Source organism: Roseofilum reptotaenium CS-1145 (genome assembly GCF_028330985.1).
GTDB classification, from domain to species: domain Bacteria; phylum Cyanobacteriota; class Cyanobacteriia; order Cyanobacteriales; family Desertifilaceae; genus Roseofilum; species Roseofilum reptotaenium.
The window spans coordinates 1-12,959 of the sequence record NZ_JAQMUE010000047.1; the positions used below are offsets into that span (position 1 = coordinate 1).

The window sequence follows — 12,959 nt, forward strand, 5'->3', positions numbered from 1 at the left end:
CGCACCTCCACAAGAAATAGCAAAATAACTCGGAGACCAAAGATGATCTGAATGGGGAACTAAGTTGAACTCCTTTCTAAGAAGACGGCTAGAAACACCTTTCAGATGATTAACCAACTTGGAAATTGAATACGTTGGAGGGTATTCAATTAACAAGTGAATATGATCTTCTTCTCCATCAATTTCAAGAACAGCAAAATCCATCTTCTTCCCTAACTCTTTCAAGATCTCAGTTATTCGCAGCCTAATCTGTGTTGCAAGAACTTTTCGTCGATATTTTACGACAAAGACCAAGTAAACATGAAGAAGCGTAACGCTATGTCTACCGCGTCTATAGGATTTTTGATTCATGCAGACCCAATATGCTACACTCAATACTGTAGCATAAAAAATCCCTAATGAAAGCTCGATATCGCTACCGAATCTATCCAACTTCTGGACAACAAATCTCATGGTCGAGATTATTGGGTTGCGTCCGAGTGGTCTGGAATGATGCCTTGGGATTTTGTGTCGATCAATATCGCTCTGGAAATCAGAAGCCAAGCAATAGTCAATTACAGAAAAAGTTTATTACTCAAGCCAAAAAAGAGTCTAACCGCCAATGGCTATCCCAAGTTTCTAATATCCCTTTGCAACAATCTTTGAGAGATCTGAATACAGCTTATCAGAATTTCTTCAAGTCGAGCAAAGGTGAGCGGAAAGGAAAACCAGTGCGACCGCCTAGATTCAAGAGAAAAAGGGCTAGACAATCAGCAAGATTCGCTCGACATGGTTTCTCAATCAAAAGGGATAAAGTCTATTTGGCAAAAATCGGACTCCTTAAAGTGGTCTGGTCGCGCCCATTGCCAGCCCAGCCTTCATCAGTCACAGTGATTAAGGATGCGGCGGGTCGCTATTTCCTCAGTTTTGTAGTAGAAATCTTACCAGAGAGCCTGACTGCTAATCAACATTCAGTGGGTATTGATTTAGGGATTTCCACTTTTGCTACGTTATCGACGGGTGAAAAAATTGATGCCCCTAAGCCGCTAAAGAAACGGCTGAAAAGATTGCGGAGAGTGAATAAAAACTTATCTAGAAAACAGAAGGGATGTAAGCGGTATGAAAAAGCTAAAAAGCGCCGAGGCAAGCTGTATGCCAAGATAAAAAACATTCGCCGTGATTTCTTGCACAAACTATCAACAAGGATGATACGTGAAAACCAAACGATTGTCCTGGAAGATCTCAATGTGTCGGGGATGGTGAAAAATCGTCGCCTCTCTAGAGCAATTAGCGATTTAGGTTGGCGGCAATTTCGGACTTTATTGGAAGCAAAAGCCAATAAAGTCCGAAATTTTCGGGTCATCAATCGCTGGGAACCTACGTCTCAAGTCTGTTCAAGCTGTGGGTTTAAGGGAGGTAAACTCGATCTGTCAATCCGAAAGTGGACTTGCTTAAACTGTGGTGCAACCCACGATCGCGATGTTAATGCCGCCATCAATATTTTAGTCGCCGGAGGGCATTCGGAGACAATAAACGGACGTAGAGGAGAGTGTAAGACTTCCGTCAAGGGAGCAGCAACCGTTGAAGCGTCAACTCATCTGGAATTTAAGCAGTTATCGTTATTTGATACTGCTTGAATAGACAGGGAATCCCCGTCCAGAGCGAAGCGGCGGGCGGGGAGGATGTCAATGGGCAATGAAAAACCGCCTCCCCCTAAGGGCAGGCGGCTAGTTCTAGGATGAAGTTATCATACAGCAGGTTGGATGGGTATGTGGTAGATGGCGATCCCCCCCAACCCCTATTCTCGCCTCTGAAATGAATGAACACGGGGATGCACAAAGGGGGTATCCTGACCGCGCCAAGTGCTGTAACCCTAATCTGTAATATCTAACTGGGCAATGGATTCAACCGCAGGGGTGGAAGCTTGCAACAGGGGAGTATTGATCACCGCATCATTCGCTAGAGTAAATAATGGATTGGAGAAAATACCACCTAGGGAAGTGACTAATAGGGAAACAATTAAACCGACTTGCAATGGACGTAATCCGGGAATATTCCATTGAATTTCGGGATAATTTTCTACAGATTCCGACATTTCATGGGGTTCTTTAACCACCATCATTTTGACAACGCGGATATAGTAGTAAATGGAAACAACACTGGTGATTAATCCGAGTAAGACAAGGGTATACAAACCGGCTTGCCAACCTGCCCAGAAGAGGTAAATTTTGCCAAAGAAACCAACTAGAGGTGGAATACCACCGAGGGATAATAGGCACAGGCTTAATCCGAGGGTGAGTAAGGGATCTTTTTGGTATAAACCGGCATATTCACTAATTTGATCGGTTCCGGTGCGCAGAGAGAAGAGAATCACGCAGGTAAAGCCGCCCAGGTTCATGAAGAGGTAAACCAGGAGATAGAAAATCATGCTGGCATATCCGGCTTCAGTTCCGGCAAGGAAACCAATCATCACAAAGCCCGCTTGAGCGATCGAGGAGTAGGCTAACAGCCGTTTCATGCTGGTTTGGGCAAGGGCGACAACGTTTCCTAAGACGAGGCTGAAGATGGCAAGGGCGGTAAAGACAAAGTGCCATTGCTCGGAGACGGAGGGGAAAGCGGTGACGAGCAGGCGAATGGCGAGGGCAAAACCTGCGGCTTTGGAGCCAACGGAGAGAAAGGCAACGACGGGAGTGGGAGAGCCTTCATAAACATCGGGTGTCCATTGGTGGAAGGGGACAGCAGAGATTTTGAAGGCGATACCGGCGATAATGAAGACAAGTGCAATGACTAGACCGATCGCCGGACTGTTGGGATTTTGCGTAAAGCTTTTGGCAATTTCCCCCAGTTGGGTTTCTCCACCGGATAAGCCATAGAGTAAGGAACTGCCATAAAGAAATACCGCCGAACTTGAGGCTCCAATTAACAGATATTTTAAGGCCGCTTCATTGGAGCGGGGGTCACGTTTCATATATCCCGTCAGTAAATAGGAAGCAATACTGAGGGTTTCTAGGGAGACGAAGATCATGACTAATTCATCTGCTCCAGAGAGGAACATCCCCCCGATGGTAGCGGTGAGCAGAATCATCAAGAATTCGCCTAAAGCGGTTCCCGTTTCTTGGACGTAGGTGATGGACATGAGGATGGTGAGCGCCGCAGAGAGGGAGATCGTGCCTCGAAAGACCATACTTAAGGCATCACTGTTAAATCCGCCGAAGAAGGCGACTGGGTTGGTTATGTCCCATTGGAGGAAGAGAGCGCCAACGGAAGCTAATAATCCGGCGATCGCGATATAGGGAGTCCAGTTTGAGGCGTTGCGTCCGCCGATTAGGTCTGTAATCAGCACGACCAGTAAGGTTAGAATAACAATTCCCTCTGGTAATATGGCTCCAGCATTAAGCTGGGCAGCAAGGTTGGTAAAATCCATAGGTTGTTTTGAGTTGAGCTATGCATCTGGCGACGTAACATTTCCGCATTATACAGCGCTTCGTGCTAGGGAAAAGGCAAAGGGAAAGCCTTAGAAATCAATTGTTCTGGATATATCAGTGTGGGTTTGGCTGCCTATTGCTGGCAATAGGGACGGGAAAATTGCCCGTCGTTTTGCCATTGCTCCAGATTGGGCAATCGAAATTTTCGGTCTAGAACTCGGACAAACGGCGATCGCTCTACATCGGTGAAAACGCTTGAAGCCTTGAAGAAAAAAAAGTCCTAAGGATCGTTACCCCCAGGACTCTCAAACCTTTATTCTGAGATCTAGTATAACAGGTCTGTCAATCAATTGGACTTTGACTTGACCCATGTTACTCCTTACTCTTTAATCGATTTCCTCTCGCCAATAAGCCAAGACTTCAGTGGGATTAAATCCACGATATTGTAAATAGCGGTAGACCTTGGTTTGGGTTTGAGGATCGAGGTTAGCCCAATCGGTAATTTTATATTTGCGTTCTACCTTAGCTTGTAAATCTTGGGTTTCGGCTAAGTTGTCTGGGGGTTCAGGTTGTTCCTGCCAAGCTTGTTCAAAGGTTTCTGAGGAAATCCCTTTGCTTAAGCATTTGCGACGAAGGGCAGCTTTACCATATTTTCCTTTGCCGCTTTCAATCAGCGTACTGGCTAATCGACGATCGGATTGATACCCTAAACTCTGTAAGTGGGCGATTGTCTCCGCAATTTCCTCAAGAGAAAAGCCCTTTTCTTGAGCCTTCTTTTCCAGTTCTTTAACGCTATAATCGCGGCGCGAAAGGAGAAGATTGAAATAAGTCTGACAAGTCATAGTGGCACAAAAGTAGAGAAAGAAAGAGTTAAACATTAATCGATCCAGGGTATAAGGCTCAGTTCTTGACGAATCCGACCGATTATTGCTCTAATAACAAGTACGATCCTCGGTAAAAGCTTATGACTTCTTTACCTTATACGCCTCCTCCCCGAAAGCCGGCAAAGCCTTCTGAACCCACGCAGAGCCAAACCGCCAACCCAACGGCTTCTCAGAAGTATTCGCCATCTGTACCGATTTCAGTGTATCGGGATTTAGCCAGTGAGGTGAAAGAAAAGCAAGTCATGCTGGAGAGTCTAAAACAACAGAATCAACAACTGATTCAACAAAATCAACAGTTACGGGGAGAAATTGAGCAGTTGGTGCGATCGGTGGTACGTCTGCAACAGATTGCCCATGCCTATGAGCCAAGTATACCGGTTGCGCCCCCCCTTCCAGATCCTCAAGAAGCCTTTACCCCGGAACCGAAGTTTACGCCAGAGCCGAACGTTGATTTAACTCCTCCACCCCCACCAGAACCCGAAGATCGCGATTCTCCTGTTGATTTACCTCCGCCTCCAGAGGATGTACCGTTGTTTAGTGAGGAGCAGCAACGCCCCTATCCCCATCCTAGCGCTCCAGAACGTTCATCGGATCTCAATGGTGTGGGTTTGGCGATCGCCATCTTTATTATTGCGGCTATGGCAGGAACAGCCAGCTTTCTGATTGTGCGCCCCTTGATTCACCAAGGCAATCCGAAGTAAATTTCGTAAAACAGGTAACAAAATTCTATTGCCAACGGGTGATAGTAAAATGCAGTCCTAGTCCAGTCTATTTGATTAACGAACCCTTAAGGAGTTAAAACGTTGAAAAAAATTCAAGCAATTATCCGTCCATTCAAACTGGATGAAGTTAAAATTGCCTTAGTCAATGCTGGTATCGTGGGGATGACGGTTTCTGAAGTTCGGGGTTTCGGACGGCAGAAGGGTCAAACTGAGCGATATCGGGGTTCTGAATACACGGTTGAGTTTCTGCAAAAACTCTCGTTGGAAGTCGTGGTTGAGGATGCTCAAGTCGATCTTGTCGTTGATCAGATCATCAGCGCTGCTCGTACAGGTGAAATCGGAGACGGAAAAATCTTTATTTCTCCTGTGGAAAGGGTGGTTCGGATCAGAACGGGAGAGTCTAATTTAGAGGCAATCTAAGCTCTAATCTCAGAGAGTAACCGCAGTTGGCTAGTTGGTGAGGATTTTCATGGATCTAGTTACATAATAGGTGATACTAGCCTTATCCTCACCTAGAGGTCTACCACTCAATGGCTTCTAGATAATGTCTCACGAAACTTCTCACCACTAACTCTCAGAAATAGCGCTCAGGGAAAATTGCTCTGGGCGCTTAGCGTTTCGTTTTAGGATTAATGGTTTACTGCCATAGCTGTTGAAATTGGGGTAAAAAGATTTTAAAGGCTTCCCCTCGATGGGAAAGGTGATGTTTCATCTCTGGGGTAAATTCGGCAAAGGTACGTTGATGTTGGGGGAGATAGAAAATCGGATCGTAGCCAAAGCCAGCATTTCCTCTGGGAGCATGGAGAATTGCGCCGGCACAAATGCCTTCGCTACTGAGAATAATGTTTCCAGAGGGTTCAGCAAGGGCGATCGCACAAACAAAGTGAGCGCGGCGATTCTCTTCATTGGCTAATTCCTTCAGAACTCGTTCAATCCGTTCGGTATCCGTATTGCCATAACGAGCGGAATAAATGCCCGGAGCGCCGTTCAGAGCCTCAATGGCGAGTCCAGAGTCATCGGCGATCGCCCATTCTCCGGTTGCTTTAGCCACTTCTGAAGCCTTTAAGCAAGCATTTTCTACAAAGGTATCCCCCGTTTCTTCAACGTCTAATTCTGGGGGTTTGGGCAGAAAGTGGATATCTAACCCTACAAAATAGGCTTTGATTTCTTCTAATTTACCGGGGTTGCCTGTGGCGACGACCAAAGATTTCATGGAACAGTTATAGATAGGGAACCAGAAACACTTGCAAGTGTGGTACTGGCGAGTGTTTCTACTCCATTATTCTAATTCATCGGGATCGATGCCCAGTTCCCGTAAGCGATCGGCTAATTTTTCTGCCCGTTGGCGCTCGCTCAGAGCTTCTTGCTCTAGAGTTTTCAGTTTCTCTTGCTCGGCTTTAATCAAGCCTTCTACTAGGGGAGGATTGAGCAGTTCTTGCACGGATAAAACGAGGTCTTGAAACTGAGGAGATACCACTGTGTCCGTTTCTTTAAAGTCGGTATACTCATATCCTTCTTCATTGGTTGGATTGGTAAACACGCGCACCTGTTTCTTTTTGGGGTCAATAATCCAATATTCCGCAATTTCTGCTAGTTCGTATTCATTGCGTTTAACCACATAATCATCCCGACGATTGGTGCTAACCACTTCCACCACCAAGATTGGTTTTTCCGCAAAGTCTAATACTCCTGCCCCTCCTCGATCTCCCACTTGTTCCCAAAGAGCTTGCTCGCAGACGACAGCATCGGGAATACGAGACGTTTTTTCCTCAGTCCTCACACCGACGATAGTTTTGGCAACGAAAGATAAATTCTGGTTAGCAAAGTAGTGCTGGAGTTGATAGACCAAAAACTCGCAGATTTGACAATGCTTGAGGGTGGGTGTATTCATGGGGATCAGTTTTCCTCGGTATAATTCCTGGAGAATATCCGGTTCTCCTTCATACTCTAGATACTCCTCAAAGGTGAATAGATGCTCTTGAGTTTCTTGGGGCTGGGGAGCGATCGCTTGGGTTTCTGGAATCGTTGCTTGAGTCATCAGGTGAGACCTCGATCGTGCGTTATCAGTAAATTCTAGCCAAAATGCAGTTAACGCTTGACTCAGATAAGGAGCTGAGAGCAACTTGTCTGAGTCAAGCGTTATCAAGATGGGGAATTTAAGTGAAGGTATTCGCCCAATCTTTAATCCAATTTAAGGTGTCATGGACGTTTTCTAGGGTGGCGGCTTCACAATAAAGACGTAAAACAGGTTCGGTTCCGCTAAAGCGAACGAGGAGCCAACTGCCATCGGCTAATCGGAATTTGTAACCATCAATGGTATTGCAGTCGGTAACAGCTTTACCCGCAATTTTGGTGAGGGGATGGGTTTCTAATTCTTGTACAAGACGCGATCGCACTTCCATGCTGGCTAAGGGGAGATCGATACGATCGTACATGGAGGAAAATCCGGTTTTTTCTTGCAGTTGACTATACAGATAGCCAAGATTTTGCCCCGATTGCACCACGGCTTCGAGAACATAGAGGGCGGAAAGCAGGGCATCCCGTTCGGGAATATGGGTGTTATAGCCAACACCACCGGATTCTTCCCCGCCAATGAGAACGGAATTCTCTAACATGCGATCGGCAATATATTTATACCCGATCGCCGTTTCATGGACGGATAAGTTATACAGTTGTGCCACTTTGGGCATTAAATCTGAGCCACTGATGGTTTTAACCACTTCCCCAGTAAATCCGCGTCGGGTAGCTAAATGTTCGATCAGAACAGGAATCAGAATTTGGGTACTCATGTATGTGCCATCTTTATCTATGGCAGCGATGCGATCGCTATCGCCATCAAAGACTAAACCGGTGACTAAGTCTGAACTCTTTCCAGAGGTGGAAAAGTTCTTCATATCTTCTAATAATTGAGGTAAATATTTGGGTAGAGGTTCAGGCGCACCGCCACCAAATAGGGGGTCGCGATCGCTATTTAACTCTCGAATATCGACCCCTAAAATTTGCGCCAATCCTCCTCCGGCTGCTCCATGCATGACATCGGCAAACACGGTTAATTTACCTTGGATAATGGCGGATTGAATGGCTCCAATATCCACTTTAGAACGTAAAATCTCACAATAGGAAGGCCAAGGATCAAACGACTCTAGGGTTCCCGGTTTTGGGGCAGGGGGGAGGGTTTGGCCGAGTTTCGCTTCTATTTTTTGGGTGACTTCTGGGGAGACAGAACCGCCAAAGGCTCCTTTCACTTTTAAGCCAAGATATTTACCGGGGTTATGGGAAGCCGTCATGACAATTGCACCGAGGGCATCTTTTTCTTTAGCTGCCCAACTGAAGGCGGGAGTGGGGGCGTAAGTATTCGTGAGCAGCACATTAAAACCCGCATTTTGAATGGCTTCAGCAGCAACTTGGGCAAATTCTTCTGCTAAAAACCGGCGATCGTGGCCCACAATTACGGTACGGTTAGTTTGATCGCCATAAACTTCTTCTAAAATCTGGGCGGCGATCGGGGCAACTTCAGCCACCCGTTCCATCGTGAAATCTGCCGCAATAACCCCGCGCCAGCCATCTGTACCGAATTTAATGGGGTTTTTAAAAGATGTTACTGCCATAAACGCTGCCTCTTTCCATAAATACTCACTTCTTGAGTTTACCCCCAATTTTCGGCTGGTCTACTGTCTGTAAAAATATCAATATTTGTTACAAATTCTCTCAAAAACAGAATATAGCGCTCTTTCAAAGAACACCAAAGGTATCTTTTCATATTAACTCTAATATCAAGTCATTCAATGATCAAGGATTAATTTTGATTTCTAACGGGTTGTATTCGATTTTTACTCTAGAGCCATATCTGATTTCCGGAATCAACGGTGCAAGGATTTCCAGAAGGGATGGATTGTGAAAGTGGCGGATCTTGGTTTCAGGATGGGGATAATAGATTAAACTGTCATATTTTTGCTCTTGAAATGATACACGACAGCGTGAAAAGGAAAAATCTTCAGGTAGAGTATGCTCTGTCCAATTTACAGATCTAAATGTAAATTCAGGTTCGACTAACTCGAACGTTTTGGGGCTAATGGCAATATTCAATGTTCCTGGGAAGAAGGGAGTTAAATCCAGACCTAATGCTTTGAAGAAAGGAGTCTGCATTTCTATTGTACCCCTAGGATAGGGACTATCTAATGCATTGCCAGAAGCCACCTGATGTCCGGGTTGTATCATTCCATCTACCTTTTGCCAAGAGCGATCGATCATCTGAATTATGTTATTATCACTGATTTTATTATAGAGCAGAGAAAGGGAGAATTAGAACATTTTCTATTACCTATTCCCGGCTCCCCAACCTGAAGCATTTCATCAGAGCCAATTAACCGAACTTGATATCATCTGTATTTAATCCGGTTTTAATCAAATGGCGAATTTCTTTTACTTGAAAATTATCGGCGAACTGTTGGAGTTTCAGCGCAAATGGGACATAGACAGCATTATGATCTTGCAGGGCGATCGCCGCTTTCTCCAGACTATTAAGATTCCCTCTTAGGGCTAAATCGAGTAATTTCTCTAATATCTCCTGTTCTGGAAAAACCATCTGTTCTTCATGTCGATTATTCTCTGAGGAATGAGAGGCTATCTTCTGTTCTTTAACTCCAGAATCAACCAATCCTTGATTTTCATAAATCCACTCTAAATGCAAGTATTTTTGTAAGTAAACCAGCAACAAATCCACTTGTACAGGTTTCGGTAAAAAGGCATTTCCACCGACCCTTAAACTTTCTTCTTGATCGGTAGAAAACACTTTAGCTGAAGACACAATAATCGGGATCTCTTTCCATTCATCAGACTGGCGAACTCTTTTAATTAAATCCAACCCATTCATGATTGGCATCATGATATTAGTAATAATTAAATCTGGTTTATAGTTCTGCACTTGATCCAATCCTTCTTCACCCTGGTTTGCTTGAAGACAAATAAACCCGATTGATTCTAACAAGCTGACGACAATTGCTCGGTTTTCCCACTTATCATCAACAATCAGAATGGTTTTCACTGACCCTTGAAATCCTATAATTTTCTGAGCTTTTTGATCGTAAGATTGATGCGGACATTCAGCCGGGACTTGCAAGGATAAATCGACCCAAAACCGACTGCCTTCACCTAAGCTACTTTCCACCTGAATCTGACTACCCATCAGCGCGACAATTCTTTGACTAATGGTTAAACCCAAGCCAGTTCCTTCTGATTTTTTTTGAGTTTCTCCAACTTGCTCAAAAGGCTTGAAAATTTGTGTCATTTGGTTAGCATTCATGCCAATACCGGTATCTTCTATTTCAAAGTGAATGCTGACGTTTTGATTTTTAAAGATTTGATTAGGACGATCTCCCTCTCCTAAAGACATATTTTTGACCTTGAAAATCACTTGTCCTCGATCGGTGAATTTTATGGCATTTCCCAGCAAGTTAATGAGGACTTGTCGAAGACGTTTTTCATCAGCATAAATACCAACGGGAAGCCAAGGATCGGATTGATATAGAAATTCAATATTTTTTTGTTTTGCTCGTAGGCGAAACATTTCGACAATCCCCATCAGAAATGAGGGTAAATGAAAATAGCTGTTTTCTAGTTCGAGCTTTCTCGCTTCAATTTTCGATAAATCCAAAATGTCATTAATCAACGTCAGTAAGTGTGATCCACATTGATGAATAATATCGATCCCATCAAACTGAGACTTGAGGAGGTTATCTGATCTTTGAAGAATTTGCGTATACCCTAAAATGCCATTCAGGGGAGTGCGGAGTTCATGGCTCATATTGGCTAAAAATTCGCTTTTGGCTTGATTGGCGCTATCGGCTGCAATTTTAGCTTGTTCCAATTCTTGAGTGCGATCGCGGACTTTTTCCTCTAAAGTCTGGGAATAGTCTTGTAATTGCACATTAGCCTGTTGTAATTGTCTTTGATAGCGGCTATTTGTGCCTAGAATGGCGGCAACTGTCAAAGCAGAGAGGGGAGCAATCACCGGAATCCACCATCCGATTAAAAACGCACCATAGCCAAATAAAACTATCCCCCCTCCACTAGCACTGACCGCTATAATCGTGAGACCGGGAAAACTGTGGGTCGCTGAAAGCTTAATTTGAGGCAGGGTATAACTCAACAGGACTCCGATCGCAGACCAAAACAATACCCACAGACCTTTCAAGGGTAAAGATAATACTGAGGTTAAGGGCCGGCCATCTAGAGCAGCACTTAACATCAGGCTGGCAATATTGGCATGAATAAAGACCCCAGGCATCGGCTCAGAGGTCTCTTGATTACGATTGCTGTAGGGAGTATGAAAAAAATCATTCGTGCTGTGAGCCACCGAGCCAATGAGAATGAGGCGATCGCGGATTAATTCGGGATCAAAGTCCCCTTGCAGTAATTTCATCATACTCAGGGACTCAAATTGATCTGGAGTGCCCCGATAATTGAGCACAATTTGATAGCCCCCTAAATCCGCTTGACGATAACTGCCATTTTTGGAGGTTAAGGGACGAAATTCTGCTTGTCCTAACCCGTAAAACCGACGGTCTGAATCAATAGTTTTTAATTCAATTTCTTCCCCATGCAAATAATCTAAACTGGTTCTTACTCCTAAAGTTGGCAATAATTGTCCCTCTTCATCCAAAGATACAATCAGCGCTCGTCGGACTTTAGAGTCAGCATCTACTACTAAATCTGCTAGGGCAACTTGCTGGTTTTCTTCTAGGGCAGAAGGGGGGGCAACTCCTTCTCCTACTGCTTTTTTAATCCCGATTAAATGGGGCGTTTGAGCGATGACTTCCATCCATTTTTCGGTTCCTGGAGCAACCGGTAGATCGCGATATAAATCTAAACCAATCACCCTCGGATGATGTTGATTGAGGATAGAAATGATTTGCGCTAATGTGCCATCACTGAGTGGCCAAGTTCCCAGTTCCTGAATATCGCGATCGTCAATGGTGATGGTGGTAATCCGTTGTTCTGGTTGTTCTAGGGGGCGATGGCGAAAAAACTGGTCTAGAGTGGCCCATTCAAGCAGTTGAAATCCTCCAGCCATTCCGGCAATCATCACCGTAGCGGTGACACTTGGAGCAATGGTAAGCAAGGGGTGCCATTGCTGAACATAGTGCTTGAGACGATGCCACATCAGGAATTGCCAGATATCAGTATGCACAGCTTAAGGTTGGGATTTGAGGATCGGTTGATTGGCGATCGCCTCTAGTCCTACGGATGATAATAGCTCTGTCCAATTTTCGATCAAGGATGGATTATCGGGTTCCTGTTTTTTTAATTGCACCAAAGAAAAAATGGTGTCATACCAAAGTTTGGCTTGGGCGAGATCTTGGACTTTTTTTAAAGAGAGTTCGGAGGAAATAGAATACTCTTCTCGAGGCAAACGACGAACCCACCCAACATATTCTGGACTGTCCGGTTCTAACGCTTCCCCACAAATGAAGGCCATCCTCCATCGATAATTGACGTTTTCTTTTAAGGGAGGTGCATCTTCTGGCAGTTGCACGCCAATAATTCCAGGGGTTTCTGGTAACTTCATTTGGTGCTGAAAATGCTGTTCTCCGGTCTCGGTTTGTAGACTAAAAAATATCTGTTGAGCTGAAATTTGGGGAACATAGATATAAATCGTTGGCCTTTCAGCAACCGTAAAACCGATCTGGGTTTTTGGAAGTAGGGGAGTGATGGGTGATAAACCCTCTTGGACTGAAACGCACTGTTGGGGATTGCGCGCTCCTCCCCCTAATGTGGAGTCGGGAGCTTGATCTTCTGGGGGTTCAAAGATTACAGCTTCCGCTGAAGTTGCCATTAAACTTAGAGTAACTGCTGCAATTAAACCCGGCAGTCTGGATCGAGAAACTGGAAAGGGTTTACTCATAGCGATAGGGTTGATGAGGGTTGACAGGGGTCTTGATTCTATTGTG

At 44.7% G+C, this 12,959-nt stretch carries 13 protein-coding genes; 4 read left to right on the forward strand and 9 right to left on the reverse strand.

What is annotated here, in order from left to right:
• A partial coding sequence (gene tnpA / locus PN466_RS07720; RefSeq protein ID WP_271938350.1) for an IS200/IS605 family transposase occupies positions 1-351 on the reverse strand: 351 nt, incomplete at its 3' end.
• A gap of 47 nt (positions 352-398) precedes the next feature.
• On the opposite strand from tnpA, the gene PN466_RS07725 reads away from it, so the two are divergent.
• The gene (locus PN466_RS07725) at positions 399-1,616 is read left to right on the forward strand and encodes an RNA-guided endonuclease InsQ/TnpB family protein (RefSeq protein WP_271938351.1); all 1,218 of its coding nucleotides are present in this window, start codon (positions 399-401) and stop codon (positions 1,614-1,616) included.
• Between the two features lie 236 nt (positions 1,617-1,852).
• Here the strand turns inward: PN466_RS07725 and PN466_RS07730 are convergent, their stop codons facing one another.
• The gene (locus PN466_RS07730; RefSeq protein WP_271938353.1) at positions 1,853-3,403 is read right to left on the reverse strand and encodes an NAD(P)H-quinone oxidoreductase subunit N; all 1,551 of its coding nucleotides are present in this window, start codon (positions 3,401-3,403) and stop codon (positions 1,853-1,855) included.
• Positions 3,404-3,521: 118 nt separating this feature from the next.
• On the opposite strand from PN466_RS07730, the gene PN466_RS07735 reads away from it, so the two are divergent.
• Positions 3,522-3,653 (forward strand): hypothetical protein, encoded by a 132-nt coding sequence (locus PN466_RS07735; RefSeq protein WP_271938354.1) that lies wholly within the window; start codon positions 3,522-3,524, stop codon positions 3,651-3,653.
• 137 nt (positions 3,654-3,790) lie between these two features.
• Here the strand turns inward: PN466_RS07735 and PN466_RS07740 are convergent, their stop codons facing one another.
• Positions 3,791-4,282 (reverse strand): regulatory protein RecX, encoded by a 492-nt coding sequence (locus PN466_RS07740; protein WP_271938356.1) that lies wholly within the window; start codon positions 4,280-4,282, stop codon positions 3,791-3,793.
• A gap of 86 nt (positions 4,283-4,368) precedes the next feature.
• Here PN466_RS07740 and PN466_RS07745 point away from each other — a divergent pair, with 86 nt between their 5' ends.
• Together PN466_RS07745 and PN466_RS07750 are read left to right on the forward strand one after the other, a co-directional pair.
• Positions 4,369-4,989 carry a hypothetical protein gene (locus tag PN466_RS07745; protein ID WP_271938358.1) on the forward strand — a complete coding sequence of 207 codons (621 nt, stop codon included), beginning with the start codon at positions 4,369-4,371 and terminating at the stop codon, positions 4,987-4,989.
• 102 nt (positions 4,990-5,091) lie between these two features.
• Positions 5,092-5,430 (forward strand): P-II family nitrogen regulator, encoded by a 339-nt coding sequence (locus PN466_RS07750; protein WP_271938359.1) that lies wholly within the window; start codon positions 5,092-5,094, stop codon positions 5,428-5,430.
• 217 nt (positions 5,431-5,647) lie between these two features.
• On the opposite strand, the gene rdgB is transcribed toward PN466_RS07750, so the two are convergent.
• The 6 genes from rdgB to PN466_RS07780 form a co-directional block, all read right to left on the reverse strand.
• Positions 5,648-6,223 (reverse strand): RdgB/HAM1 family non-canonical purine NTP pyrophosphatase, encoded by a 576-nt coding sequence (gene rdgB / locus PN466_RS07755; protein ID WP_271938361.1) that lies wholly within the window; start codon positions 6,221-6,223, stop codon positions 5,648-5,650.
• Positions 6,224-6,289: 66 nt separating this feature from the next.
• A complete protein-coding gene (locus PN466_RS07760; RefSeq protein WP_271938364.1) occupies positions 6,290-7,048 on the reverse strand; it encodes a Uma2 family endonuclease in 759 nt (252 codons plus the stop codon).
• Between the two features lie 118 nt (positions 7,049-7,166).
• Complete coding sequence (locus PN466_RS07765) at positions 7,167-8,618, reverse strand: phosphoglucomutase/phosphomannomutase family protein (protein ID WP_271938366.1); 1,452 nt, start codon at positions 8,616-8,618, stop codon at positions 7,167-7,169.
• A gap of 181 nt (positions 8,619-8,799) precedes the next feature.
• Complete coding sequence (locus PN466_RS07770) at positions 8,800-9,261, reverse strand: hypothetical protein (RefSeq protein ID WP_271938367.1); 462 nt, start codon at positions 9,259-9,261, stop codon at positions 8,800-8,802.
• Between the two features lie 112 nt (positions 9,262-9,373).
• The gene (locus PN466_RS07775) at positions 9,374-12,172 is read right to left on the reverse strand and encodes a CHASE2 domain-containing protein (RefSeq protein ID WP_271938368.1); all 2,799 of its coding nucleotides are present in this window, start codon (positions 12,170-12,172) and stop codon (positions 9,374-9,376) included.
• 30 nt (positions 12,173-12,202) lie between these two features.
• Positions 12,203-12,913 (reverse strand): DUF928 domain-containing protein, encoded by a 711-nt coding sequence (locus PN466_RS07780; protein ID WP_271938370.1) that lies wholly within the window; start codon positions 12,911-12,913, stop codon positions 12,203-12,205.
• Positions 12,914-12,959: the final 46 nt, after the last annotated feature.